The sequence below is a fragment of the Lysinibacillus sp. FSL W8-0992 genome, from assembly GCF_038008685.1.
Lineage (GTDB): Bacteria > Bacillota > Bacilli > Bacillales_A > Planococcaceae > Lysinibacillus.
Genome location: NZ_JBBOZQ010000001.1, coordinates 2,796,589 through 2,821,353 on the forward strand (window position 1 = coordinate 2,796,589; position 24,765 = coordinate 2,821,353).

The window sequence follows — 24,765 nt, forward strand, 5'->3', positions numbered from 1 at the left end:
GGATTTTTACTGAAATACTATAAGCATAGTAAATTGTTTGAGAATTGTTTGAGTGACTGGCACTATTTCACATCCATATGAAAAACTTGTTTAAAGCCTTTTCGTCCTTTTTCGGTAACTTTAATTGCACGAATTGTTGGTACACGCGTAATCCATTCTAAGTCTAAAAAATGTGTCAGCAGTCCGTGGCCAAGTGCTCCAGCTAAATGATGACGACGTTCACTCCAGTCCAAACATGCGTGACAAAAAGAGCGACGCTTCCTTTTTAATTTTTCTAAATCTATACCGAACTGTGTAAAAAAAGCTACGCCATCTGGTGTAACAACATATTCATTTTGTTCTTTTTGCAAATAACCCGAGTTGACCATTGAATCAGTTAAGTGAACACCTAATTTACCGGCTAAATGGTCATAGCAAGTTCGAGCATCTTGCAGTAATTGTATTTGGCTTGATTGCTTTAATGAACGCACTTCAGGTGGGGGTGAAATCGCTAGAAAAGTTTCTAAAAACTGTGCAATATCTTCATTTGCTAGCTGAAAATAGCGATGACGTCCCTGCTTTTCGACTTTTATTAGGTTACCTTCTACTAGCTTAGCTAGGTGAAAGCTAGCTGTTTGAGGTTTAATATTAGCCATATATGCCAATTCACTAGCTGTATGATATCGTCCGTCCATTAAACTAGCTAGCATTGTTGCTCTTGATGTCTCTCCAAGCAAAGAAGCGACTTCAGCCATATTTGGGTTAATACTCATTATTCCAGCTCCTTTGCATTCCATAGTTCGATTATATTGAAAGTATTTATCGTTTACAATAGAGAAGATAGAAGAAGGGGGACTAAAAATGGATAGTTATTATGCAGTAATTTTCACATCACAGCGGACGAATGATGACAACGTTGGATATGCAAAAATGGCAGATACGATTGAGGATTTAGCAAAACAACAGCCTGGTTTTCTTCGTGTTGAGAGTACAAGAAATCATGAAGGGCATGGAATTACGGTATCGTACTGGGAATCGCTAGAAGCAATCCGAAATTGGAAAGTCAATGCTAAGCATGCTGTAGCGCAACAATTAGGAAAAGAAAAATGGTACAGTCATTATCATGTAGAAATATGCCAAGTTATGCGTACCTACTCTTTTCAAGGGGAATGAGAAATTCGAAAGGAAAACAAGAAAATCCGCTGGACCTATAAAAAGGTTACGCGGATTTTTTCTTAGTCTACCTTCAAATCAAAGGACATCAAACTAGCATCTAGTAATCGTAATGTTACTTTCTCCAACCTCTTTATATGCGCGGTGGTCGATTGCACCAGCAACTGTTTCAAACGGAATCGCACGTCGTATTCCCGCTGTAACGAATTTTTTAGCTTGAATTACTGCATCCTCAACGCTAAGACCTTGTGCTAATCCTGCAGTAATCGCCGCAGAGTATGAACAACCTGCACCATTTGTATGAATTGTATCAATACGAGGAGCTTCTAATGTTAGCATGTTTACGCCATCAAATAATACATCCGTTGCGGGACCATCGAGGCGTCCGCCTTTCACAAGTACGTATTGCGTACCAAGCTTATGTAAATCACGGGCTGCGTCCTGTAAATCACTTATAGTAGTAAGGCTTCTCCCCCCGAGTAAATACTCAGCCTCAGGCATATTTGGTGTCATAATGGTAGCGTGAGGTAATAGCTTGTCTTTTAAAGAGGTCATGGCACCTTCCTCCATTAAAGCTGTCCCTACTTTACCAAACATTACAGGATCAATAACTACTTGTTTGACTTGAGCGGAAGGGAGCCAGTCCGCCACAAGCTCAATAATGTCTTTGGTGAATAACATGCCTGTTTTTAAAGCATCTATGCCAATTTGTGACGAAATTGTATGAAGCTGTGCCTCAATAACTTCTAGTGATTGTGTATAAACACCTTGCTTTGTATGAGGGTGTGTTGCCACGAAGGCAGTAATGGCAGAAGTGCCGTACACACCTAGTTCTTGAAAAGTTTTTAAATCTGCTTGAATACCAGCCCCACCACGCGCGGCAGAACCAGCAATTGTACATGCTTTTTTCATAATAGTGTACTCCTCTTCTTGTTGCGTTTAGCTGGCAGTTTGTCGATAGTTAAAAAGTATTTGAATATTATTTTATTTTAATAATAATTGTCATTGTTTTGAAATAGCCAGAAAGTAAAGTTTTTATAATGTCAGTTTATTCATCTAGTATTTATTAAAGGAATGCGTACAAAAAATAAAGCAAATTAAAAACTTGTATGTGCTAAGTAATTTACTAAGCACATACAAGTTTTAATCTGTCTATGCAAACAAATTAGCTTTGCTTATGTTAGTTTTTGTTTATAGCGATTCACAGGAATATTGCCAAGTTTACGCCAAATTGTTTCAACAGGTCCTTGTTTATATTTTTGTAACCATAATGTTGAAAATCCAATCATAAATAATGAAATGCCTAACCAAGATGCATATATTAAAAGCGGGTTATAGTGTTTGGAAAGACCGAGCCCCCAATTGTAGAACAAAAAGGATGATACGATGTTTTGGGTGATATAGCATGTAAGCGCCATTTTTCCAACGTTACTAATATATTGTTGTGTTTTGACAAACTTATGGTGGCGAGCGATTAAGAAAACAAGGCCTAAATAGCCTAGTGATAAGATAGGGGCAAAAACGTAGCGGTCAAATGCGACAAAATGTACATTGAAGAGCGATAGTGCATTGATTGGAATGCCGATACCAAAACCAATCCATAGCAGGCGCTTTTGCAGTCGAATTCCGCGTTCATCCATTTTCAATAAACCTTTTCGTACGAGGAAGACGCCAAGTAAAAATAAAAAAACATTCATAGGTAAAATCATAATGGCTTCTGATCGTAATACCCAAAAATGCTCCATCCTGTAAACGACTTGCTCCCACCAAGTAAACCCAGATATTTCAAGCAATTGATTATCATATCGTATTAATGCTTGTTCAGCTAAATCACGTTCAGTACTAATATTGGCATAAGGATTATTTGGAAATAACATACTTACTAGCTTAGAAGACATAATCACACTAATGAACCCTTGCCAAACTTGGTAAAGAACATGAATAGCACCAGCACAAAACATACATATTTTCATTATTCTCTCGGATCGTTGAATGATAAAAGCAACGAGGATACCTGTTAGCGAATAACTCATTAGTACATCAAATTCAAAAACAAATATAAAATGGAGAAGCCCATCAATATAGAGTAAAATCATTGACCATAAATATAGGCGAAACCAAGGGAGTTCACGATTTTGAAAGCTAGTATATTTCAATTGCATGCCAATACCGAACATAATCGTTAACAGACCTAGAAACTTACCATTCGTCAAAAAATCTGTGAAATGCGATATGTATGAACCAATATTCGAAATTTCAACTTCATCCACTTCCACAGTATGATGAGACGATCCAAAAACCCAAATATTCGTTCCAAGTGTGCCAATAATAGCGAGTCCTCTAGCGACATCTAGTAATTTTATTCTCTCCATAAAAAACACCTCTTATCAGTTTATATAGAATTAATAGATTGTCATGTAGCTTTCATAATTAATAAACGCCAAGTGAAAAGGAAGGTTTCGATAAAATGAGCATTTTATTGTATTGAAATAGAATAAATGTGTTTTATTTAGCGGGGAACTGACTGGCAACAAAAAAACACCTTAGAAAACCAAGGTGCTTAAAACATTTGTGGTAATAAGTCATTTATAAAGTGTTGATTTTTACGCAACCAAATTTTTAAAATAATCCGATGGGTTAATAACTGATGCCTTTTATTTGGTCTATTTTTTGCTTCAAGTAAACTTTCTAATAATATACAAGTCTCGGTAGCATAAGCTTGAGGTTCCACTAGAACAGTAAGTTTATAATCAATTAAATGAGCTGCTTGTACTTTTGCGAGCAGTTGCGCAAAGTGAGAAGTCATTTCTTGATAGGCTTCGTCCAGTTCTAAGTCAATTAATGTATATAAAGTATGTTTTATTTCAGCCTCCAACGCTTGGAGCTGTTCAATTGTAGCTTGTGTCAAAAAATCACCTCTTGAATGTTAAGGACATTATGCCAAAATGTAAAGACCAAGTGCAGCAAAGAGTAATCCTAATAATACTGTACTACAAATATAGGCTAAAGCTAATCCCCATTTTTTCTTTTCTACTAGTTGTAGCATTTCAAAGCCGAACGTCGAAAAAGTTGTGTAAGCACCTAAAAAACCGATACCTAAAAAATGCCATAATGCTTCACTTGGATGGCTGCCAAATAAAAGACCAAGGATAAAAGAACCTGTAATGTTGATAATGAAGGTTGCCCAAGGATAAGTACTGACAATCCATTTTCCTAAGTAAAATCTTGTTAATGCACCTAAAATTCCACCTATGCCTACAAGGATCATTGCATTCGCCCCCTTGCAAGTAAAGCACCAAGCCAAGCGCAAGCTAAACCGCCCAATACGCTAATTAAGCAATAAGAAAGGGCTTGTACCCATTGGTTATTTTCAATGAGTAAAAGTGTTTCTACAGAAAAGGTAGAAAAAGTTGTGAAGGCTCCTAAAAAGCCTGTACCAACGCCAAGTACGAGTGGTGTCCGGTTAGTAAAAGTCGTAAAAAGAAAGGCTAAACAAAAGCATCCAACTAAATTAATAAAAAGTGTTGTAGTTGGAAAGTTAGCGGTGTTGGGAAGTAACACGCTGAGGTAATAGCGGGACATCGCGCCGAAAAATCCACCTATACCTATTGCCAAAAACGTTTTCAATATTAAAGACTCCTTTAACTTTTAAGGTCATTATTGTTTGTAAAGTACATCATTTACATTCACTATTACTTTGTATTGTATCAAGGACGTAGGTCGGATGGTAGCTATTCGAAAGTAAGTTTTAACGTCACGTTCCCCTTTTTACCAATTCAAGCAATTCACTACTTTAAAGCGTTAATTATTTCCTGTAAAATATAAAAAATAACAGTTAGAATGTTGACAATTATTTCAATAATATGATAATCTTCAATAACACTATAACAAAAAAGGAGGGCATGACAATGATGGTTTTAACAGTACAAAACAAAAGCACAGCTTCATACATTGTCCATGTCTAACGTTGTTATTTATTATGCAATAGAAGGTATGGGCGCACCTTACCTTTTATAAGAGACACATGCTCTTTTGAGGGGATGTGTCTTTTTTTATTGCAAAAAAGTTGTAGTGAACTAAAAAAGGAGTGTATGTCGTATGCGTAACATCACAAGGAAATTAATTTTCAATAAGGAATTGCTAGATAGTGGGTAGCGAAGATTTAACGCAATTTGAGAAAGAAGGTTATGAAAAATGTTTGATGTATTAAGCAAATTAAGCTGGTTTTTCAAGCAATATTGGAAGCAATACACAGTAGCGATTGTGCTATTAATGATTGCTAGTGCTTTAGAAGTTATTCCTCCTTATTTACTTGGGAACATAATTGATATTTTAACAGCAGGCACAATGACAACTGCAATTTTATCGAAGTATATTTTGATTTTCAGCGGTATTATTGTTGGTGGCTATGTATTAAATTTTGTATGGCAATTTCGATTATTTGAAGGTGCCATTAACTTAGAGAAAATTTTACGACGCAATTTAATGCAACATTTTTTACGGATGACGCCTACTTTTTATGAAAAGAATCGCACGGGTGATTTAATGGCGCGTGCTACGAATGATTTAAATGCTGTATCCCTAACTGCGGGCTTTGGGATTATGACACTTATTGATTCAACCATTTATATGGGATGTATTATTTTTGCAATGGGCTTTATGATTTCATGGAAATTAACCATTTTTGCCATGTTACCAGTGCCTATTATGGCTATTCTTATACAATATTTAGGGAAAATTGTGCATGAGCGTTATATGAAGGCACAGGATGCCTTTGGCGAATTAAATGATAGTGTTCTCGAGTCTGTAGCAGGCGTTCGGGTTGTACGGGCATATGTCCAAGAAAAAAAGGACGAAGCAACATTTGCGGAGATGAGTGAAACCGTTTATGAAAAAAATATGCATACTACGAAAATAAATGCCTTATTCGGACCAATTACGAAAGTCGGTACAGGTATTAGTTATGTTGTGGCACTCGGTTACGGTGCACACTTAGTATCTACTGAGGCGATGTCGTTAGGGCAACTTGTAACGTTTACTGTCTATTTAGGATTAGCAGTTTGGCCAATTTTTGCAATCGGAGAACTTATTAATGTAATGCAGCAAGGGAATGCCTCATTGGACCGTGTACAGGAGACATTGCGCTATGAAGCAGATGTGCAAAATATTGCAATACCTCAAACGGTAGCAGCTCCGCATGCCATTGGATTCGATAATTTATCCTTCCAGTATCCAATGAGTCAGGTAAAGAATCTTCAACAAATTTCGTTGTCACTAAAAAAGGGGCAAACACTTGGTATTGTTGGAAAGACAGGTGCAGGAAAGACGACTTTCCTGCGACAATTACTTCGTGAATATCCAATTGAAACGGGCCAGTTATCGATTGATGGGATTGATATAACATCACAAACAAAGGAGCAATTACTCGATTGGATTGGGTATGTCCCGCAGGATCATGTGTTATTCTCTCGAACAATTAGAGAAAATATTTTATTTGGGAAAGAAGATGCAACGGAAGAAGAGCTGAAACAAGCGATTTATGCTGCATATTTTGAAAAAGATTTAGCCCATCTCCCAATGGGGCTTGAAACACTTGTTGGCGAAAAGGGCGTATCACTTTCAGGTGGTCAAAAGCAGCGTGTATCTATTGCTCGTGCACTAATAAAAGACCCTGAAATTTTAATACTCGATGATTCGCTTTCTGCTGTAGACGCTAAAACAGAGGCGAAGATTATAGAAAATATTCAACGAGAACGACAGGATCGAACTACGATTATTACAACCCATCGTTTGTCGGGAATTCAACATGCAAATATGATTATTGTGCTTGATGAAGGGCAAATCGTAGAGCAAGGAACACATGAACAGCTCCTTTCACAACAAGGCTGGTATAAAGAGCAATTTGACCGTCAACAGCTAGAAGGAGGTGCCTCATGAGTACGAGTCAACGATTAACTCGCTATGCGATGTATTTTAAAAAACCAATATTACTAGGTTTATTTTTCTTAACAATTGCAGTATTTACCGAGCTTGTAGGGCCTTTTATTGCGAAGCATATAATCGATAATTATATGACGATTGGTAAATTAGAAATAAAGCCGATTACATGGCTGTTAATACTTTATTTAATATTGGCGATTGCAACAGCAATATTACGTTATTTTATGTATATTTATTTACAAATGGGAGCAAACCGCGTTGTTCAAAAATTACGTAAGGACGTTTTTGAGCATATTCAAACATTGCCAATTCAATATTTTGATAACTTACCGGCAGGGAAAATCGTGGCACGCGTGACGAATGATACAGAGGCAGTACGTAATTTATATGTACAGGTGCTATCGAATTTCGTAACAAGTTTAATCTCAATTTTAGGTGTCTATGTAGCGCTGTTCATTTTAAATTGGCAAATGGCTTGTTTAGCATTAGTAATGGTGCCAATCATTTACGTATGGATGATTTTATATCGTAAATTTGCTTCGAAGTATAACGATGTTATTCGAACTAAAATTGCCGATATCAATGCGATGATTAACGAATCAATACAAGGTATGACCATTATTCAAGCATTTCGCCGTGAGCAACAAATGACGAAGGAATTTGATGATATGAATAATGAGCATTATGCCTATGAGCGTAAATTATTAGTGCTAGATTCGGCGACTTCATTCAATTTAGTGAATACGTTAAGACTTTTAATGTTTACCATTTTTATTTTCTACTTTGGGACGCAGTCGATGACGACAACACAAATAATTTCTGCAGGGACATTATATGCATTTGTCGATTATTTGACGAAATTATTTAATCCTATTACAAACATTGTCAATCAATTTTCTCAGCTTGAACGCTCGCTCGTTGCAGGGAAGCGTGTGTTTGAGGTGTTAGATATAGACGGTGAACCGGTATCAGAAGTAAGTCTTCCGAGATATAAAGGGAATGTCGTTTTTGAGGATGTTTCCTTTGCCTATAAAAACGATGATTATGTTTTGAAAAACTTATCTTTTGAAGCTCATCAAGGGGAAACCATTGCGCTTGTAGGTCATACAGGGTCAGGAAAAAGTTCCATTATGAACTTATTATTCCGCTTCTATGATCCTTCAAAAGGAAAGATTTCAATCGATGGTATTGATATTACAGCGGTCGCGCGTCAATCAATGCGTGAGCATATGGGTATTGTATTACAGGACCCATATTTATTTACAGGAACGATTGCTTCAAATGTGAGCTTAAATAATCCGAAAATTTCACGTGAAAAAGTGGAGGAATCTTTAAGAGCAGTTGGTGGTGATCGCGTCTTAGTAAACTTGCCTAATGGTTATGATGAACCTGTAATTGAAAAAGGAAGTACACTATCTTCAGGTCAGCGACAACTAATTTCCTTTGCACGTGCACTAGCCTTTGATCCGGCAATATTAATATTAGATGAAGCAACATCTAATATCGATACAGAGACAGAAGAAATTATCCAACATGCAATGGATGTTTTGAAAAAAGGTCGAACAACGTTTATCATTGCCCACCGTCTTTCAACGATAAAAAATGCGGATCGTATTCTTGTATTAGACCGTGGGGAGATTGTTGAGCGCGGTACGCACGAGGAGCTATTAGAGCTTGGAGGAATTTATGAAAAAATGTATCAAATGCAAGCTAACTCATTGCAGTAATTATAGTGATTACGACACTTCTAGAGGATACTCAACATGAGTGGTTCGTTTGTGTCAAAATTGTCTTTAGCAAATAAATAAACTTAAGCCCCACTTTGCTAAGTGGGGCTCAGAGTTTCGACAAAAGGTATCAAGATAGCTCACTCTTGATGCCTTTTTTTGTTTATTGGAGTAAAGACAAAACGGGTGCCAAGGGCGAGTGACAGGCACTCAAACAATTATTCTAGTTGATTGGAACGGAGAGCGTCCGCCAGTTGCGGAAATCTACGACAGTAGTCCGTTATTTTTAATTTATGATGTACTCTTCACATTTTGAAAGACGTTGATGAAAAATAAAAGGACAGAAAGTGCAACCGCGATACCGCCTCCAGATACAAACAGCTCAAATAACCAATGTGGAACATCTAAATAAACCATCATCATACCAACTAATAGGAACGGTAAACCGATATTATAAAGCCAAAACTGAGCCTTCGCGAGCCCTGTTTCTGCAGCTTCTTTAAAATTACAATAAACTAAACCTATGAATCCCGTAGTCAGCCAACCTACTACACCAATATGAGCATGTGTCGCCTTCCATTGAAGTTGAATTGTATAATGCATGAACAGTCCAAACGCGAAAACAAGTAATAAATAGAAGATAGAAATTTTTATCCATTTTGCCCCCATCGAAAAACAACTCCTTTCCTGAAAGTGTTTTTAGCTAGCTAATACAGTCTATTCTTGTCGAAAGAAAAAGATGACTGTCCTCTTTGAAGAATTCGGAATTAATGCGGAATTGAAAAAATAAATAATTTTACTTAAAATAAAGGGTAAATACGTGAATATTTTTCTAACAGGAGGGTCTATGAAAAAGAAAATTATTATTTATACGATGTTATTCATGTTGTTCAGTAGTTTTCCATTAATAAATGTCGAACAAGCTTGGGCATCTGAGCAAACAATGACGACTAAAATCAATACAATCATCACGAAAAACTGGAAAAATAATGAGTATAGTATTACTGTACGAGAAATGGAAAGAGGGGACGTCATTTACAGTAATAATGGCGATAAAATGATCCGTCCTGCTTCAACACATAAATTACTTGTTAGTGCTGCAGCATTAGATTTACTTGGTCCTGATTATCGCTTTACAACGAAGGCGTATATCGATGGACCCGTTGAAAATGGTGTATTACAAGGAAATATTTATTTACAAGGTGGTGGAGATCCTACACTGCTACCTGTCCATTTAGAATCATTCGCTAATGGAATAAAAAAATTAGGCATCACAAAAATTACAGGAAAATTAATTGCGGATGATACGTGGTTTGATGATGACCGTTTAGCAAAAGGTATTGTTCCTGAGGAGGAGGCATTATCTTATGCATCTCGTATTTCGGCTCTGACTCTTTCTCCAAATGATCAGTACGATGTCGGTAATGTCCAAGTTAAAGTGACTGGCACCAAAATTGGCCAAGCTGCAAGTGTTCAACTTTTCCCACATGCAAGCACAATACCAATTGTTAACAAAACTAAGATAATAAAAAAAGGTGGGAAATCGACGATCAATATTACGAGAGAATATGGAACAGATCGTATTGTTGTAACAGGCAATTTACCTGCTGGTACAGAGAAAAATACATATGTGACCGTTTATAATCCAACATTGTATACGCTGGATGTATTACGAGAAAAATTAATAGCAAAAGGTATTCAGCAAATGCCTCTTGACATAGGAAAAGTTCCAAATAATGCTCAACGAATAGGAATATCCAATTCAATACAATTAAAAGATATCAATTTTCGATTTTTAAAACTAAGCATTAACGGTATGGGAGAAATGTTGACGAAGCAAATAGGGAGAGAACTTCTTGGAGAAGGAAGTTGGTCGGCAGGTATACAGGCAATTCGTACATATGGAATAGATACTGGACTGAATATGGATCAATGGTACTTTGAAGATGGCTCTGGCTTAAATCATCAGAACCGTGTAAGTAGTATGCAGGAAAGCTTATTATTATATAAAGTTCGTAATAAGTCCTGGTACTTCTCCTATTTAGACGCCTTACCACATGCAGGCCGAAAAGGAAAGTTGGTTGGTGCTACATTAGAAAATCGCTTGAAAGGTTATAGTGTTTCAGCTAAAACAGGCTATATAACGGGAACCTATGCGTTAAGTGGCTATGTTCAAGGAAAAAGTGGTAAATGGTATATTTTTAGTATTTTAACACAAGCCAATAAAGGTGCAGTTATTACCACTATTGATGAAATAGTAAAACAAATTGCAAATGAAATGTAAAGGGTTTCAAAAAGTTGAGCAAACTAGTTTAATTAAAAATAATTTAGTGATAAACTATTGAATGGATTTAAGAAAAGGAGATGTTTATCCATGGGTAAATTACAAGACAAAGTCGTAATTATTACTGGCGGTGCAGGTGGTATCGGTAGTGGTATGGCAAAAGCAATGGTAAAAGAAGGAGCTATTGTAGCAATTGTTGATTTAAATGAAGAAACAGGAAAAGCAATGGAAAAAGAATTGCAACAAATTTCTCCAAAATCAATGTTTTTACAAGCAAATTTAATGGATCGTGCTAATTTGCATAAAATTATCGATACAGTTGTTGAAAAATACGGTAAACTAGATGTATTAGTTAATAATGCACATGCTTCTAAACAAGCAACTATTGAAGACACAACACAAGCTGATTTAGATTTATCATTTGATACTGGTTTCTACCCAACATTTTATTTAATGCAAGCAGCATTACCGCATTTAAAAGAGTCAAAAGGGAATGTTATTAATTTTGCTTCTGGCGCGGGTCTTGCTGGACATGAAACACAAGGTGCCTATGCGGCTGCAAAAGAAGCAATCCGCGGTATTTCTCGTGTAGCGGCAAATGAATGGGGACGTTTCGGTATTAATGTAAACTTAATTAGCCCTATTGCGAATTCACCAGGTGTACAAGCATGGGCAAAAGCACAACCAGAATATTACGAAGCTGTTAAAAGTAAAATTCCTATGGGACGCTTTGGTGATGTTGAAGAAGACATCGGCCGCGTAGCAGTATTTTTAGCATCAGAGGACTCACAATATATCACAGGCCAAACGCTTATGGTTGACGGTGGCTCTATTATGCTTCACTAATATTCTCGGATGTTCGAGGAGGATTTTTTTTGGCACAGACAAGTATTTTTAAACTCATTCATATGATTGATCAGATGAATAATGCGAATATTATACGCTTTACGAAAGCGTTTCCGTATCCGTTAGGTATTTCACCAATTTTAGTTTTAAGTGAACTGAAAATAAAAGGTCCTCAAAGACAAGCAGAATTAGCGGAAACGATTGGGTATACGAAAGGTGCTATGACAAGTATTGCTGAAAAATTAGTGAAACTGGGCTTAGCAGAAAGACTTTACGATGATGCCGATAGACGGACAATTCGTTTGCAGATTACCGAAGAAGGTGTAGGTGCTTTAATCAAAGCGCAAGAGGTAGGGAAGGAAGTATTTATTCAACTTTTTGAAGTATTGAATGACGAAGAAATTGCACAATATTTGTCTATTCAAGAAAAGTTAGTGCAAGGAATTCACGACAGAGCTGAATAGCGCTTCTTTAAGAAGTGGCTCAAACTGTAGACAAAATATCTTGAGGATTTACTTCCCAAGATATTTTGTCTTTTTCTGTAGAATCGGCATATAGCCCATGCTTCTTTCAAACAGTAGTGCTAATTTTAGGTACTAATGAATATAAAGATGTATATTTAGTAAATACTAGTGTACGTCTTTTTTTTGTGCAATATGCATATAGGTAGACTATATAAACTTTTTTCCAACCTAATACGTCAAATAGATGGGCAAATTTTTTATAAAGCTAGAGAGGACATAAGTATGGAAAAAAACATGAAACGCTCTAAAGAAAAAAAGAGCAAAAAGAAGATTTGGCTGTGGATAATAGGGAGCCTATTAGCAATTTTTCTAATTTTTATAGGTACTGCTTATTATACTATCCAAAAGACGATGAATAAAATAAATACACCACTTGTAGAAACTACAGATACTTCCGACAAAACGCAAAAAACAATTACGAAAAAAGAGCCTTTTTCTGTGCTGATGCTAGGTGTTGATGAACGAAAGGACGATAGTGGTCGTTCAGACACAATGATTGTTATTACAGTAAATCCTGAAAAGCAAACGATGAAAATGTTAAGTATTCCAAGAGATACACGGACAGACATCATTGGGCATGACACAGTGGATAAGATTAACCATGCTTATGCATTTGGAGGCGTACCAATGGCAATGGATACGGTTGAAAATTTATTAGATATCCCGCTCGATTATTACGTATTTATAAATATGGAGGGATTCCTACAAATAATTGATACACTTGGTGGTGTAACTATTCAAAATGATATGGATTTAACCTATGATTCGTATCATTATCCTGAGGGTGAAATTACATTAAATGGTGATGAAGCTCTTATTTTTTCACGTATACGCTATGAAGATCCACGGGGTGATTTTGGCCGTCAAATTCGTCAAAGACAAATTATTGAAGCGGTTATGAAAAAAGCTTCAACACCTTCAATGTTGTTGAAGGCAACTGATATGCTTGATGTTGTCGGAGACAATGTCCGTATGAATTTTACGGTGAAAGATTTAATCCAGCTACAAAGTATTTATAAAAAAATGGATAATAATATTGATCAGTTATCATTTGAGGCAGGAGAGGGTCAAATGATTAATCATATTTGGTACTATATTCCGGATGAAACAGAGCTACAACAAATAAAAACAGAGTTAAAAACGCACTTGGAATAAGAGCTTGTAAAGTAACAAATTGGCTACAATAGTTGTAAATTATATGTCGACGAAGGGAGAGAGATGAATGAATGGGAGGACCCAGGTGCTTAGGTATACAGCATTAAATAATTGCATGCAAAGCTATGTACCTAAACGTAAAGTACGAAAAAGTCCAGTCAAATTCATGGTGAAACAGTTACAACTATTTTGTTTTAAAATCTTTATGTAATGCTAAAAAAATCATTCAGGTAGGATGCATGCCTAGTTGAATGATTTTTTTAGTTATGAATGCAATTCAATTTTTTATTTCGTTTGAAATATCAGAAAATTAAGTGTATAATAGAGTTAAGAAATGGTTGAGGGAGTGATTGTGATGATGATTGGAACAATTTTATTAGCCATCGCGTTGCCGGTAGGTATTGTTTTAGCAGTAGATTTATTTAACGAGCAACATCACTCTGCTTCATAAAGAGACCATTCTAAAAGTGAAAAACAAAAGCAATTTCCTAGACAGAAGCTATTGAGCCTATGTCTTTTTTTCATGTCTTGGAAACAATTTGTGTTATTATTCGTCAATATACAATAGAAAATGCTATACTATAAAAAAAAGTATCGGGGTATGAGTATGCAAGCAGAAAAAACGAATATGAAAAAAGAAATTCTATCCTACATTAAAATTATTGTTATTACAGCAATTGTCGTTTTAGGCTGTAAACAATTTTTATTTGCACCGATAAAAGTACAAGGTGCTTCTATGTATCCGACATATGAGGATAAGGACATAATTATTGTAAGTAAAACGAGTAAAATTGAACGCTTTGACCAAATTGTCTTTCAATCACCTACTGAGGATGAATTATATATTAAACGTGTTATAGGACTTCCAGGGGACATAGTAGAAATGATAGATGATGTATTGTATGTAAATGGTAAGGCGTATAAAGAAGATTATGTAAATCGTCAAACAGATGATCCGAGTCAATTACGTATTACAGAGAATTTCACACTAGAAGGTTTAACAAATGAGAAAAAAGTGCCAGAAGGTAAGTATTTCGTAATGGGAGATAACCGTCTAAAAAGCTATGATAGTCGCCATTACGGATTAATTGGTAAAGATGCTATTTATGGTGAAGCTAAAATAACTGTTTATCCATTTAAGCACTTTCACGTTGGCCGCGAATAGATAAATAACTAATGAAAATAGAGAGAGGCAGCTCCAATTTTATGAGTATGCCTCTTTATTTTTTAATTATTTTCTGTCAAATCTTTACAAATTTTATAAGTAGGATAATAGACGCAAACTGTTGAATTTTCAACAGTTTCTTTTATTGGGTTTTGCTTTATGTCCAATCTAGGAGATGGTTGATCGATTGTGAGCTCTTCTACTACTAATTCTGCGCCATAAAATAGCATTAAAAAATAGCATACTAAACCAAATATACGCAAACAATCACCCCATAACTATATGTGTACTATTATTATTTATGGTCGACAGACAAAAAATATAAGCAAAAATTCAAAAAAATATATAATAACTAAAATCAAAACTCATTCAATGCAATAAATGTGTGTTGGGCAATCTGAAAAGAAGAAAAATGTTGTAACGTAAAAATCAATATGCTACTATAGCTAAAGTAAAATAATGATCTGTATAACCTCAATAATATGGATTGAGGGTCTCTACCAGGAACCATAAAATCCTGACTACAAAAATTTCTTTCATTTTGTAGTCAGGATTTTTTTATTGTTGCCCACTATAAGATGGAAGTACAACAGAAGGGTGATTAAATGAATTGGAGAGTTTTTATACTGGCAGCTACGACTTTTGCAGTTGGATTGGTAGAGCTAATTGTTGGAGGTATATTGCCATACATTGCTAAAGATTTGAACGTATCTGTAGCAACGGCTGGACAATTAATTACGATATTTGCTCTAGTATATGCAATTTCTGCCCCTGTCCTTTTATCGTTAACAGCTAAAGTAGAGCGGAAGAAACTATACCTTATTTCATTACTTTTATTTACATTAGGTAATGTCATGACCTATTTTAGTCCTACCTTTGTCATTGTCATGATTGCAAGAATCATAACAGCAATGAGTACGGCTCTAGTTATTGTTTTGTCTCTTACAATTACAACAAAGATAGTAGAACCAAGACATCGTGCTAAAGCATTAGGGCTTATTTTTGTAGGTGTAAGTTCAGCACTAGTAATTGGTGTACCGATGGGTATTTTTATTACTGAGGCTTTTGGTTGGCGTGCTGTTTTTTTAGGGATTGCATTACTTTCTAGCATATCTATGATTCTAATTTTTATGCTCCTGGAAAAAATGCCAGTTGTTGAGGTTGTCCCATTAAAAACACAAATTAAGTCATTAGCTAATTTAAAAATTGCAAGTGCGCATTTAACAACATTATTTATGCTTGCTGGTCATTATATGCTTTATGCTTACTTCACGCCGTTTTTAGTAGAGGCATTTAACTTAAACTCTTCCTGGGTGAGTATTTGTTACTTAGTATTCGGTCTTGCTTCTGTAAGCGGTAATGCGTTTGGTGGTTGGTTAAGTGATAAAATTGGTACTGGCAAATCAATCGTACTAATCATTGCAACTTTTGCTATCGTATTATTTGTAATACCGTATACAATCGTAGCCTTCCCGTTATTTTTAATCGTAACTGTTTTATGGGGAGCGCTTAGCTGGTCACTTACACCACCATTACAAAACTATTTGATTCAAACAGATCCCGAAACATCTGATATTCAACAAAGCTTAAATACTGCCGCCTTACAAATTGGTATTTCAATAGGATCAGCAGTGGGGGGAGCGTTGTTTACTCTTACAGGCTCTGTAATGCATTTATCAAGTTTCGGTGCAATTTTAGTTTTATGTGCGTTAGGTTGTGCAATTTTTTCTATTAAGAGAGCGCCACTTTCAGACAGCAATCAATTAGATGGAAGTATCCAAAGGGTTCATCAATGAAAGCTTAAATTACTAAAAAAAGAAGGACTATGATTGTTGAAGCGAGAATGTAAGAGTAGAGAGGGAGGCTGGTAAATAAATGCAGGTAGATTTAACGGAATTTGAAGGATTGAATGTGAAAGTTGTCGCAACGGTTGATCATACGCTTTATCGAAACGTTGGTGCAATCATTTTATACGAAGAAGATTCACACATTTTATCTGTACGAAAACTGAAACGAAAAATCGCTGATCAATATATACCAACAGACGAACTCGAAAACTTTATGTTTGACACACAGGCAGATGCAATTAAATTTACACATAAGCTAACTAGAATGAGTGCACTCGATTATTTATTAGTTACAAACAGGGAAAAAGAACTAAGTGAATAAAAAGATAGCCTTTTAGGTCGTCTCGTATTGAAGCGAGACGACTAGAAGCTATGGGCTTTATATTGAGGAAGGAGAAAGTAGCCAACCTTTCTTATTACTAAGCTCAATTAACTTGGCACCTAGAATGGCATATTTCATATGAAAAACACTATATTTTGTCGTAAGACTACTTTCGAAAGACATGTCCATTGCTTGACTGACTGAAATTAAGGAAGATGCAATATTCATGGATAGGATAGCACTAATTTCAGAATCATTTATAGCTGCCTTTCCACGCATTTTAGCAATTTGTAAATTTCCTTGGTCAATTGATAATGGCGGCGCCAGAACACCATTTTCTTTTAATAACTTCTCAAGCTGTTTATTTTCCTCTTTTAAACATTGAATAAATTCCAAAATAATGACTTTTAAGTCTCTGTTAACTGCATAGTTGAAAAAGAAATGGTTCGTTGCAATATAGCCATTGTTTACGCCAAGTTGTTTCCAAATTGTAAAAACTTCCTTAAAGCGTAAAGAATCTATATTTCGTTTTGACATTTTCATTGTTGCACGTCCTAACTCATTTTATAGTTGTTGAATGTGAGATTAGGATGGGAAACAAAAGATTTTTTTATACATATTTTTGTAAATAATACAATTATAGATTCGACTTAGCAGTGGAGTTATGTATGTCTTGACATTGGGGAAGCTCCAGCAGTTCCTCTGTTTGACAGAAGTCTCAGGAGCTTACCTTATTGAGCACCCTTCTTTTTCTTATTTTTAAAGCTCTTAATAGTTGTCTTTAAGGAAGCATAATTTCCGATGGCTGCGTATCCATAAAAAAAGCCCATAAATACACCAGCTAAAAAATTATGTTTATGGCTAATAAAAATAGAAATAATTAAACCTAAAACTAGCGCGATTGCTGGGACATATTTAGGCTGAATAGGAAAAAATATTTTCAATAATTGTGTAATAATCATAACAACTGGAACGGCAATTACAGCATCCCAAAAATTTGTATGAATAATTGGAAAGTCCATTTTTATACACCTCTTTTACGAATTAAAGTAATGCTGAATAATAGTTAGATTTCCCAGACTTAAAAATTTTATGCACTTGTAGTTGAGGTGTTTACAAAGTGAGCTTTATTCAATTTTAAACAATCAATAAAGGAAACACGCAAAGGTGTTTCCTTATACAGCCTAACTTTATTAATAATAGGAACCATTTTGATACATGTATGGATAATGGTAAGGATTAAAGTTGTATTGTGGATGTGTTTGCATTGAAGTTGGTGAGGTAATGGAAGGTTGATTGCAATTATTTGCAGGTCCGATATAAGTTGAAGGAACAACAGGGGCGATTGTTTGCTTCCATAAGTTTTCATCTAAGCAATAAGTGTGTGCCATTATATTCGAAGGCGTAAATTTCAAAATATCCGAACCTAAAATAACTTCTGGTGTAGGTGCATCAAAAATTGCTAATATGTGCGTGTTATCTGCACTCGCGACGATATAATGCCACCATCCTTGTGGAATGTTTGCTACCTGTCCTGGTTTTATTGGGTAGTTTTGAATTTGTTTAGTGAAAGGATTTAAAATGGAAACGGTAGCAGCCCCAGAAATACAATAAACAAGCTCTGCTGCATTTTGATGATAATGTGGCTCTACAACGTTATTCGCACTTAAAAAAATATCAAGGAGAGAAACATTTTCTAGACTATTTAATTGAGCAATACCAAGAATGTTTATGTAGTTCTGATTATCCTTTCTAAAAAGTGGACTTGTATTTACATCAAACGTAAACTGTGTGGATGGAGATGTGTAATCATTGGGCAAATCAATACATCCTTCCTTCATATATTTCTCATGTTCATCAATATCACAGTTTATGACAAATGATATTTGTGCATTAAACGATTGCCTAATGGAGTTAGTTAAATAAACGAAAACCTCTCCCTTTTATTTGTGAGAGGTTTTACGTTATCTGTTAGCAGAGGTCAATCCAGCCTCCGTTTCTGTTAACTCGTTGTAACGAAACGAATAGTTCTATGATAGTGGTAGGGAGTATGATGAAACTAGCCTCTTGTTTTTAATAGTAAATAGATAAAGTAAGGTGCACCTAATATGGCTAACACGATGCCAACGGGTAATTCCGCAGGAGCAATAATGATTCGGCTAATAGTATCAGCCATTAACAAAAGCAAAGCACCAATTAATGCACTAAATGGAATCACCCGATAATGCAAACTGCCTACTAATTTTTTTGCTATATGAGGTGCAATTAACCCTAAAAATGTAAGTCCACCCCCAACAGCAACACAGGCGCCTGCTAGAAGCACGGCCAATACTAGAAGTCTTTTACGTTCTTTTGTTACGTTAATACCGACTCCAATAGCGGTCATCTCATTCAATGCTAAAATATCCAGTACGCGTGCTTTATAACAAGCAAAGGAGATTAACGCTACTATCCAAGGAAGTAACGCGAGCACAAATGTCCAAGTACTGCCCCAAATAGATCCCGATAGCCAGACGAGAGTTCTAGTAAAATCGATAGGTTCCATGCGAAGTTGGAAAATGGTGATGCCTGCACTAAACGCAGCATTAATGCCAACTCCAACTAAGAGCATGCGCGACGGTGACACCTGTCCTCTTTTATAAGCAAAAAAATAAATGATGGATGCTGCAAAGAGTGCACCAATTAAGGCGATTATGGGCATAAAAAAGACAGACATCCATGAGCTAGAAAATAACAATCCTTGAATAAAGAATGTATACAACACAATAGCAAACCCTGCACCGGCGTTAATGCCTAGAATGCCTGGGTCTGCTAGCGGGTTTTTTGAAATACTTTGTAGGATGACACCTGACACAGCAACACCAAACCCAACAAGGATGGCCATGCAAATACGGGGGAAGCGGAAGCTAAAGATTGTTAAAGTATTATCTGGGGAACCGTTCCCTAGCAATGTTTGAAGAAAACTTAAAATTGAAATTTTCATATACCCTGTATTTACACTAATGAATGCCACTACAAATAGCAGTAGCAAACAAATCACGATGTAAATAGAAAAACGATGTGTATGTTTACGTATTAAATTATGCATTATAAACCTCTTCCATCTTTACGAGCTAAATATAAGAAAAAGGGCACACCGATAATTGCAGTAACAGCACCTACTGGAGATTCAAAAGGACTCATGATGATGCGAGCTACAATATCCGCAATTAACAATAAGCAGCCACCTATAATGGCTGAAATAGGTAGTATCCAACGATAATCAACCCCCACGATTGCACGAACGATATGTGGCACAACTAAACCAACAAAACCGATAATACCTGCAATGGAAACGGCTGCACCTGTTAATAAAAGCACAGTAACTGTACAAAGCACACGTATAACTGTTGTTCGTTGACCAAGCCCTGTTGCTACTTCTTCACCTAAACTCATAACAGAAATTGATTTTGCTAATATCATTGCCAGCAGTAAGCCAATGATGACAAATGGAATAGCGACCTTTATATGTATTGGCTGAATAGAAGAAAGACTACCTGCATACCAATAGCTTAAATCTTTAGCAATATCGTACTTCAGACCAATTGCTGTAGATAGTGCACTTAGAAAAGCAGAAATGGCAGCGCCAGCTAATGCTAGTTTTACAGGTGTAATGCCACCTTTTGCAACCGCAGTTAACGTAAATACTAGTGCGGCTCCAGCACCTGCACCAATAAATGAAAAAAGTATAAGCATAGGGAAACTAGGTGTTTGAAACAGCGTGTATGCAATAGATAACATAAAACCTGCACCTGAAGTAACCCCTAATATGGAAGGGGAGGCAAGGGCATTACGCGTAACACCTTGCATAATTGCTCCTGAAACAGCGAGGGCACTACCAACGAGAAGTCCAGCAACTGCACGTGGGATACGCAACTCATGTAAAATAACATGTTCATTATTAGTTTCATCATAATGTAAAAAGCTATTCCATATTGTTTTATAAGTTAGTTCGTTGGCGCCAAATCGAATCGAAATGATAACTACTAAACAAATTAAACAACTGAATAGCAATAGAGTGAGAATATTATAAGTTACACGGTAATGATGTCTAAAGAAAGCTAATGATTTTCTCTTCATCCATGTAAAAGCTCCTAGCATTGACATAATAAATTTTTTATTTTATTTTTTAAATGAGAATGATTTTCAATATCAATTAAATTATAACATAATCGTAGTTAGGAGGCATTAACATGATTTTAAAAACGAAGAAATGGGGATTAACATGTGCTAGTGTCTTAGCATTTATGCTAATGGGATGTGGCAATAACGAGACAATTACTGCTTCACAAGATGATACAAAATCGGAGCATAAAATAGACCATGTTATCGAAACTCGAACACTAACAGATGCGATAGGCAATAAAGTAGAAGTTCCGGTTCACCCTAAGCGGGTCATAGCTTCTTACTTAGAGGATCATCTTATCGCGCTTGGAATAACACCAGTTGCGCAATGGAGTGTTCGAGATGGTGCAAGCGTTCAAGATTACTTACAAGATACTTTGAAAGATGTTCCAACAATACCATTTGATTTACCGTTTGAAGCAGTACAAAGCTTTTCACCAGATTTGATTATTATGGACTCTGCCGCTATGGTGGAAGGTGATAAATATGTGCAATATAGCAAAATTGCACCAACTTATGTCATTGGAGCAGAAGTTAAAAATGACTGGCGTGATGAACTTCTACGTGTTGGTGAAGTGTTTGAACAAAAAGATAAAGCACAACAAGTGTTAGATGACTATAATGCCAAGGTGAAAGAAGCAAAACAACAAATTCAGCAAAAGGTTGGTAATATCTCAGCCGCAGCCATCTGGGTTGTAGGCGGGAAGTTTTTCATCGTTTCACAAAATCTTTCGAGCGGAGATGTGATGTACAATGATCTTGGCTTAGCTGTGCCATCTGTTGTACAAGAAATCTCAGCAAACGCGACAGCCAACTGGAACGAAATATCACTTGAAAAGCTTGTTACATTAGATGCAGATCATCTGTTTATTATCGATAGCGGTGATGATGCAAGTGTCAAAGCATTAAGTGAAAAATTATGGGGTACGATCCCAGCAGTCCAAGCTGGTAATGTACATAGTCTGCCAAAAGATTCTAGTTGGTTATATACAGGCGCAATTGCCAATACGAAAATCGTTGATGATATTGTCAATGCTTTAACAAAATAAATTTGAATGTGATTCCGCGAAAGGAGTGGGGATTCGCGAAGTGAGGGGGATTCCCGCGGAAGGAGAGAACAATTCCGCGAAGTGAGGGGGATTCCCGCGGAAGGAGAGAACAATTCCGCGAAGTGAGGGAGAATCCCGCGGAAGGAGAGAACAATTCCGCGAAGTGAGGAGGGAATCCCGCGGAAGGAGAGTACAATTCCGCGAAGTGAGAACGGAATTCCGCGGAAGGAGAGTATAATTCCGTGAAGTGAGGACGGAATCCCGCGGAAGGAGAGCACGATTCCGCGAAATGAGAACGGAATTCCGCGGAAGGAGAGTATAATTCCGCGAAGTGAGAACGGAATCCCGCGGAAGGAGAGAACAATTCCGCGAAGTGAGAACGGAATTCCGCGGAAGGAGAGCACGATTCCGCGAAATGAGAACATAATTCCGCGGAAGGAGAGCACAATTCCGCGAAGTGAGAACGGAATTCCGCGGAAAGAGAGCACGATTCCGCGAAATGAGAACATAATTCCGCGAAACCAAACAAGATATAGATATGTATAGATTATCACCTCGCTTTCATCTTCAGAATTTACTTGAGAGTTTAAAATTAACCATAAAACCAAGTTTATTGCGATAACAATTACTACGATGACATATTTTATTGTGATGTAAATTTAAATTAGTACTTTTTGGAAAAAATATAATATAATTGACAAGATTGTTCATATCTAGAGCTGGTCTGTAAATATTTTCACGTTCGTTCCTCAAATAAAAATTTTTTGAACTCCGGTTGTATCCCACATAAGAATACAAGTATAGACATATAAATAAAGGTAGTGGAAAACTACGAGCTTATAAACATTGATAGAATCATATCTAGTAGTTTCTATTGACTCATAAAAAATAAAAAAACTTAAGAAATTCTTAAGTTTCAGCTAAGGTAAAAATTAAGATTTATTTTCTATAATATAAAAAAAAGGAAATAACGAAACCATTTGAAGAATTAAAACGTATTGGTATTAATAGAACATTATTGAAGTAGGTGAGGATATGGCACATACCATTTACATAGTATTAACTAAAACAGGTACTTTACTATCGAAGGCGATAGGTATGTACACTGGAAAAGAGATGAATCATGCATCGATCGCCTTTGATGATGGACTCTTTGATATGTATAGCTTTGGGCGAAGACAGCTAAATAATCCTTTAAGTGGTGGGTTTTTACGAGAAAATGCTGAATCTGGACTTTTTGAGTGTGCTGATTGTGTCATTTATCGCTGTCGAGTATCGTCCTATCAGTACTTAGAAATGATTAGAATTGTGCGTTATATGTATTGCAATCGAGATCGTTATAAATACAATTTTATCGGGCTATTTGGTGTGATGATGCAAAAAGAAGTGCGCAGAGAACGTGCGTATTTCTGCTCACAGTTTGTAGCTACACTTTTAAAAATAGGTGGACTAAAGATTTATCAAAATCCAGCGTTGATGACACCAGATTGTATTGCACAGTTGCCATATTTAGAGGAAATCTTTGCTGGAAAACTAGCAGATTATTTACAAGATGTTCGTCAACCAGCAATGTTGTATGGATAAATTTTTCTCATCTGACGTGATTGACGTTTTTCTGATATAATAATTTATTAGACTACGAGATGAGGTGATAAAAGTGCAAATTGTTATAGTTGAGGGTGTACCATATGTTTGGCTACATCAGTTACAAGCAATTCATGCACATGTATTTGATGGTGCACACCTTAAGCTTGAAAAACTTGAAGACAAGAAAGAACTTCTTTGTTTATTTGCAGTTGAAAAAGAAGAATTGGTCGGATTTAAACTAGGTTATACACATCCTGATGGCGTTTTTTATAGCTGGCTAGGGGGCGTCGACGAAAAGATGCGAGGTCAAGGAATTGCAAGTCAGTTGATGAGATATCAACATGAAAAAGTGCAAGAGCTTGGCTTTAATAAAGTTCGTACATACGGTAGAAACGAGCGGAAAGCAATGCTCATCACAAATATAAAACATGGTTTTGACATTATTTCAACCTTTGTAGATGAAAAAGGACGACATAAAATAGTATTTGAAAAATTATTGAATTGAGGAGTTTATAATGAAGGCATATTTAGCAAACGGGTTATTTTCTTTAGGGGATCGTTTAGTCAATGAACGATTAGCATCGGCAATTCGACAAGCGATACCGGATATTGAATTATATGTACCACAGGAGAATGATGCAATAAATGATAAGACAGCGTATGCGGATAGTTTGGCAATTGCAGAGGCTGATTTAGCTATGTTACAAAAGAGCGATGTATTAGTCGCCGTATTAGATGGCGTCGAAATTGACTCTGGTGTTGCAGCTGAAATAGGAGCATTTGCTATGCTCAACCGTCCAATCGTTGGGGTATTTACAGATGTCCGTCAGCAAGGGCGTGAAAATATGATGAAAATAGAAGCGCTTATTCGTGATGGGATTGAAAATCAATTCGTCTACCGTAATTTATTTGTCATCGGTTTAATAAAACGCAACGGTGTCATTACTTCCTCTATTAACGATGCTGTATTAGCGGTTCAGGAATTCCAACAATAAGGAGGATT

Annotated in this window: 28 protein-coding genes and 1 riboswitch; of the genes, 15 read left to right on the forward strand and 13 right to left on the reverse strand. The window is 36.2% G+C overall.

Annotated elements, in window-relative coordinates; genetic code table 11:
• Nucleotides 1–62 precede the first annotated feature (62 nt).
• A complete protein-coding gene (locus tag NSQ74_RS13925) occupies nucleotides 63–752 on the reverse strand; it encodes an ArsR/SmtB family transcription factor (protein ID WP_340824077.1) in 690 nt (229 codons plus the stop codon).
• Nucleotides 753–840: 88 nt separating this feature from the next.
• Between NSQ74_RS13925 and NSQ74_RS13930 the strand changes: the two genes are divergently transcribed.
• Entirely contained in the window at nucleotides 841–1,152 is a 312-nt protein-coding gene (locus tag NSQ74_RS13930; protein ID WP_340824078.1) for an antibiotic biosynthesis monooxygenase family protein, read from the forward strand.
• Nucleotides 1,153–1,245: 93 nt separating this feature from the next.
• Here the strand turns inward: NSQ74_RS13930 and thiD are convergent, their stop codons facing one another.
• From thiD to crcB, 5 genes are all read right to left on the reverse strand, one after another.
• Nucleotides 1,246–2,064 carry a bifunctional hydroxymethylpyrimidine kinase/phosphomethylpyrimidine kinase gene (gene thiD / locus NSQ74_RS13935; protein ID WP_340824079.1) on the reverse strand — a complete coding sequence of 273 codons (819 nt, stop codon included), beginning with the start codon at nucleotides 2,062–2,064 and terminating at the stop codon, nucleotides 1,246–1,248.
• 263 nt (nucleotides 2,065–2,327) lie between these two features.
• Nucleotides 2,328–3,524, reverse strand: coding sequence for a DUF418 domain-containing protein (locus NSQ74_RS13940; RefSeq protein WP_340824081.1), 1,197 nt, complete (start codon nucleotides 3,522–3,524; stop codon nucleotides 2,328–2,330).
• Nucleotides 3,525–3,712: 188 nt separating this feature from the next.
• Nucleotides 3,713–4,060 carry a hypothetical protein gene (locus tag NSQ74_RS13945; RefSeq protein WP_340824082.1) on the reverse strand — a complete coding sequence of 116 codons (348 nt, stop codon included), beginning with the start codon at nucleotides 4,058–4,060 and terminating at the stop codon, nucleotides 3,713–3,715.
• 27 nt (nucleotides 4,061–4,087) lie between these two features.
• A complete protein-coding gene (locus NSQ74_RS13950; protein ID WP_340824085.1) occupies nucleotides 4,088–4,420 on the reverse strand; it encodes a fluoride efflux transporter FluC in 333 nt (110 codons plus the stop codon).
• Nucleotides 4,417–4,779 (reverse strand): fluoride efflux transporter CrcB, encoded by a 363-nt coding sequence (gene crcB, locus NSQ74_RS13955; RefSeq protein ID WP_340824086.1) that lies wholly within the window; start codon nucleotides 4,777–4,779, stop codon nucleotides 4,417–4,419. The genes NSQ74_RS13950 and crcB overlap by 4 nt, the downstream gene beginning before the upstream one ends.
• Before the next feature lie 567 nt (nucleotides 4,780–5,346).
• On the opposite strand from crcB, the gene NSQ74_RS13960 reads away from it, so the two are divergent.
• Nucleotides 5,347–7,089 carry an ABC transporter ATP-binding protein gene (locus NSQ74_RS13960; RefSeq protein ID WP_340824088.1) on the forward strand — a complete coding sequence of 581 codons (1,743 nt, stop codon included), beginning with the start codon at nucleotides 5,347–5,349 and terminating at the stop codon, nucleotides 7,087–7,089.
• Nucleotides 7,086–8,819, forward strand: a complete 1,734-nt coding sequence (locus NSQ74_RS13965) for an ABC transporter ATP-binding protein (RefSeq protein WP_340824089.1) — start codon at nucleotides 7,086–7,088, stop codon at nucleotides 8,817–8,819. Before NSQ74_RS13960 ends, NSQ74_RS13965 begins: the two co-directional genes overlap by 4 nt.
• Before the next feature lie 291 nt (nucleotides 8,820–9,110).
• Here NSQ74_RS13965 and NSQ74_RS13970 read toward each other — a convergent pair whose 3' ends face one another.
• On the reverse strand, nucleotides 9,111–9,488 hold the full coding sequence (locus NSQ74_RS13970; RefSeq protein WP_340824091.1) for a hypothetical protein: 378 nt from the start codon (nucleotides 9,486–9,488) through the stop codon (nucleotides 9,111–9,113).
• 178 nt (nucleotides 9,489–9,666) lie between these two features.
• Between NSQ74_RS13970 and dacB the strand changes: the two genes are divergently transcribed.
• From dacB to lepB, 6 genes are all read left to right on the forward strand, one after another.
• Nucleotides 9,667–11,103, forward strand: a complete 1,437-nt coding sequence (gene dacB, locus NSQ74_RS13975) for a D-alanyl-D-alanine carboxypeptidase/D-alanyl-D-alanine endopeptidase (protein WP_340824092.1) — start codon at nucleotides 9,667–9,669, stop codon at nucleotides 11,101–11,103.
• 90 nt (nucleotides 11,104–11,193) lie between these two features.
• The gene (locus tag NSQ74_RS13980; protein WP_340824093.1) at nucleotides 11,194–11,949 is read left to right on the forward strand and encodes an SDR family NAD(P)-dependent oxidoreductase; all 756 of its coding nucleotides are present in this window, start codon (nucleotides 11,194–11,196) and stop codon (nucleotides 11,947–11,949) included.
• A 29-nt stretch (nucleotides 11,950–11,978) separates the two neighbouring features.
• Nucleotides 11,979–12,413 (forward strand): MarR family winged helix-turn-helix transcriptional regulator, encoded by a 435-nt coding sequence (locus NSQ74_RS13985; RefSeq protein WP_340824094.1) that lies wholly within the window; start codon nucleotides 11,979–11,981, stop codon nucleotides 12,411–12,413.
• Nucleotides 12,414–12,695: 282 nt separating this feature from the next.
• Entirely contained in the window at nucleotides 12,696–13,628 is a 933-nt protein-coding gene (locus NSQ74_RS13990; RefSeq protein WP_340824096.1) for an LCP family glycopolymer transferase, read from the forward strand.
• 355 nt (nucleotides 13,629–13,983) lie between these two features.
• Nucleotides 13,984–14,079 (forward strand): transcriptional regulator, encoded by a 96-nt coding sequence (locus NSQ74_RS13995; protein ID WP_172771884.1) that lies wholly within the window; start codon nucleotides 13,984–13,986, stop codon nucleotides 14,077–14,079.
• Nucleotides 14,080–14,235: 156 nt separating this feature from the next.
• Nucleotides 14,236–14,793 (forward strand): signal peptidase I, encoded by a 558-nt coding sequence (lepB, locus tag NSQ74_RS14000; protein WP_340824097.1) that lies wholly within the window; start codon nucleotides 14,236–14,238, stop codon nucleotides 14,791–14,793.
• A 62-nt stretch (nucleotides 14,794–14,855) separates the two neighbouring features.
• On the opposite strand, the gene NSQ74_RS14005 is transcribed toward lepB, so the two are convergent.
• Nucleotides 14,856–15,056 (reverse strand): hypothetical protein, encoded by a 201-nt coding sequence (locus NSQ74_RS14005; RefSeq protein ID WP_340824099.1) that lies wholly within the window; start codon nucleotides 15,054–15,056, stop codon nucleotides 14,856–14,858.
• 181 nt (nucleotides 15,057–15,237) lie between these two features.
• A riboswitch (purine riboswitch) is annotated at nucleotides 15,238–15,337 on the forward strand.
• Nucleotides 15,338–15,398: 61 nt separating this feature from the next.
• On the opposite strand from NSQ74_RS14005, the gene NSQ74_RS14010 reads away from it, so the two are divergent.
• Both NSQ74_RS14010 and NSQ74_RS14015 read left to right on the forward strand, forming a co-directional pair.
• Entirely contained in the window at nucleotides 15,399–16,589 is a 1,191-nt protein-coding gene (locus tag NSQ74_RS14010; protein WP_340824101.1) for an MFS transporter, read from the forward strand.
• A 79-nt stretch (nucleotides 16,590–16,668) separates the two neighbouring features.
• Nucleotides 16,669–16,962, forward strand: coding sequence for a hypothetical protein (locus NSQ74_RS14015; protein ID WP_340824102.1), 294 nt, complete (start codon nucleotides 16,669–16,671; stop codon nucleotides 16,960–16,962).
• A gap of 57 nt (nucleotides 16,963–17,019) precedes the next feature.
• Here NSQ74_RS14015 and NSQ74_RS14020 read toward each other — a convergent pair whose 3' ends face one another.
• The 5 genes from NSQ74_RS14020 to NSQ74_RS14040 form a co-directional block, all read right to left on the reverse strand.
• Entirely contained in the window at nucleotides 17,020–17,505 is a 486-nt protein-coding gene (locus tag NSQ74_RS14020; RefSeq protein ID WP_340824104.1) for a DUF3231 family protein, read from the reverse strand.
• 188 nt (nucleotides 17,506–17,693) lie between these two features.
• Nucleotides 17,694–17,984: a hypothetical protein gene (locus NSQ74_RS14025; protein WP_340824105.1), complete on the reverse strand. Its 291-nt coding sequence runs from the start codon at nucleotides 17,982–17,984 to the stop codon at nucleotides 17,694–17,696.
• A 171-nt stretch (nucleotides 17,985–18,155) separates the two neighbouring features.
• Nucleotides 18,156–18,803 (reverse strand): cupin domain-containing protein, encoded by a 648-nt coding sequence (locus NSQ74_RS14030; protein WP_340824106.1) that lies wholly within the window; start codon nucleotides 18,801–18,803, stop codon nucleotides 18,156–18,158.
• 218 nt (nucleotides 18,804–19,021) lie between these two features.
• On the reverse strand, nucleotides 19,022–20,050 hold the full coding sequence (locus NSQ74_RS14035) for a FecCD family ABC transporter permease (protein WP_340824107.1): 1,029 nt from the start codon (nucleotides 20,048–20,050) through the stop codon (nucleotides 19,022–19,024).
• Nucleotides 20,050–21,081, reverse strand: coding sequence for a FecCD family ABC transporter permease (locus NSQ74_RS14040; protein ID WP_340824108.1), 1,032 nt, complete (start codon nucleotides 21,079–21,081; stop codon nucleotides 20,050–20,052). The genes NSQ74_RS14035 and NSQ74_RS14040 overlap by 1 nt, the downstream gene beginning before the upstream one ends.
• Before the next feature lie 113 nt (nucleotides 21,082–21,194).
• Between NSQ74_RS14040 and NSQ74_RS14045 the strand changes: the two genes are divergently transcribed.
• The 4 genes from NSQ74_RS14045 to NSQ74_RS14060 all read left to right on the forward strand — a co-directional run bounded on the left by NSQ74_RS14045 (nucleotide 21,195) and on the right by NSQ74_RS14060 (nucleotide 24,757).
• On the forward strand, nucleotides 21,195–22,175 hold the full coding sequence (locus NSQ74_RS14045; RefSeq protein WP_340824110.1) for an ABC transporter substrate-binding protein: 981 nt from the start codon (nucleotides 21,195–21,197) through the stop codon (nucleotides 22,173–22,175).
• 1,035 nt (nucleotides 22,176–23,210) lie between these two features.
• A complete protein-coding gene (locus tag NSQ74_RS14050) occupies nucleotides 23,211–23,759 on the forward strand; it encodes a hypothetical protein (RefSeq protein ID WP_340824111.1) in 549 nt (182 codons plus the stop codon).
• Between the two features lie 73 nt (nucleotides 23,760–23,832).
• Nucleotides 23,833–24,267 (forward strand): GNAT family N-acetyltransferase, encoded by a 435-nt coding sequence (locus NSQ74_RS14055; protein ID WP_340824113.1) that lies wholly within the window; start codon nucleotides 23,833–23,835, stop codon nucleotides 24,265–24,267.
• A 10-nt stretch (nucleotides 24,268–24,277) separates the two neighbouring features.
• On the forward strand, nucleotides 24,278–24,757 hold the full coding sequence (locus NSQ74_RS14060) for a nucleoside 2-deoxyribosyltransferase (protein ID WP_340824114.1): 480 nt from the start codon (nucleotides 24,278–24,280) through the stop codon (nucleotides 24,755–24,757).
• Nucleotides 24,758–24,765 lie beyond the last annotated feature (8 nt).

Excerpts from the sequence above, each read along its gene's own strand:
- NSQ74_RS13925 (WP_340824077.1), bottom strand. The coding sequence starts at position 752 with ATGAGTATTAACCCAAATATGGCTGAAGTCGCTTCTTTGCTTGGAGAG.
- NSQ74_RS13930 (WP_340824078.1), top strand. The coding sequence starts at position 841 with ATGGATAGTTATTATGCAGTAATTTTCACATCACAGCGGACGAATGAT.
- thiD (WP_340824079.1), bottom strand. The coding sequence starts at position 2,064 with ATGAAAAAAGCATGTACAATTGCTGGTTCTGCCGCGCGTGGTGGGGCT.
- NSQ74_RS13940 (WP_340824081.1), bottom strand. The coding sequence starts at position 3,524 with ATGGAGAGAATAAAATTACTAGATGTCGCTAGAGGACTCGCTATTATT.
- NSQ74_RS13950 (WP_340824085.1), bottom strand. The coding sequence starts at position 4,420 with ATGATCCTTGTAGGCATAGGTGGAATTTTAGGTGCATTAACAAGATTT.
- NSQ74_RS13960 (WP_340824088.1), top strand. The coding sequence starts at position 5,347 with ATGTTTGATGTATTAAGCAAATTAAGCTGGTTTTTCAAGCAATATTGG.
- NSQ74_RS13965 (WP_340824089.1), top strand. The coding sequence starts at position 7,086 with ATGAGTACGAGTCAACGATTAACTCGCTATGCGATGTATTTTAAAAAA.
- NSQ74_RS13970 (WP_340824091.1), bottom strand. The coding sequence starts at position 9,488 with ATGGGGGCAAAATGGATAAAAATTTCTATCTTCTATTTATTACTTGTT.
- dacB (WP_340824092.1), top strand. The coding sequence starts at position 9,667 with ATGAAAAAGAAAATTATTATTTATACGATGTTATTCATGTTGTTCAGT.
- NSQ74_RS13980 (WP_340824093.1), top strand. The coding sequence starts at position 11,194 with ATGGGTAAATTACAAGACAAAGTCGTAATTATTACTGGCGGTGCAGGT.
- NSQ74_RS13990 (WP_340824096.1), top strand. The coding sequence starts at position 12,696 with ATGGAAAAAAACATGAAACGCTCTAAAGAAAAAAAGAGCAAAAAGAAG.
- NSQ74_RS13995 (WP_172771884.1), top strand. The coding sequence starts at position 13,984 with ATGATGATTGGAACAATTTTATTAGCCATCGCGTTGCCGGTAGGTATT.
- lepB (WP_340824097.1), top strand. The coding sequence starts at position 14,236 with ATGCAAGCAGAAAAAACGAATATGAAAAAAGAAATTCTATCCTACATT.
- NSQ74_RS14010 (WP_340824101.1), top strand. The coding sequence starts at position 15,399 with ATGAATTGGAGAGTTTTTATACTGGCAGCTACGACTTTTGCAGTTGGA.
- NSQ74_RS14015 (WP_340824102.1), top strand. The coding sequence starts at position 16,669 with ATGCAGGTAGATTTAACGGAATTTGAAGGATTGAATGTGAAAGTTGTC.
- NSQ74_RS14020 (WP_340824104.1), bottom strand. The coding sequence starts at position 17,505 with ATGAAAATGTCAAAACGAAATATAGATTCTTTACGCTTTAAGGAAGTT.
- NSQ74_RS14025 (WP_340824105.1), bottom strand. The coding sequence starts at position 17,984 with ATGGACTTTCCAATTATTCATACAAATTTTTGGGATGCTGTAATTGCC.
- NSQ74_RS14030 (WP_340824106.1), bottom strand. The coding sequence starts at position 18,803 with ATGAAGGAAGGATGTATTGATTTGCCCAATGATTACACATCTCCATCC.
- NSQ74_RS14035 (WP_340824107.1), bottom strand. The coding sequence starts at position 20,050 with ATGCATAATTTAATACGTAAACATACACATCGTTTTTCTATTTACATC.
- NSQ74_RS14040 (WP_340824108.1), bottom strand. The coding sequence starts at position 21,081 with ATGAAGAGAAAATCATTAGCTTTCTTTAGACATCATTACCGTGTAACT.
- NSQ74_RS14045 (WP_340824110.1), top strand. The coding sequence starts at position 21,195 with ATGATTTTAAAAACGAAGAAATGGGGATTAACATGTGCTAGTGTCTTA.
- NSQ74_RS14050 (WP_340824111.1), top strand. The coding sequence starts at position 23,211 with ATGGCACATACCATTTACATAGTATTAACTAAAACAGGTACTTTACTA.
- NSQ74_RS14060 (WP_340824114.1), top strand. The coding sequence starts at position 24,278 with ATGAAGGCATATTTAGCAAACGGGTTATTTTCTTTAGGGGATCGTTTA.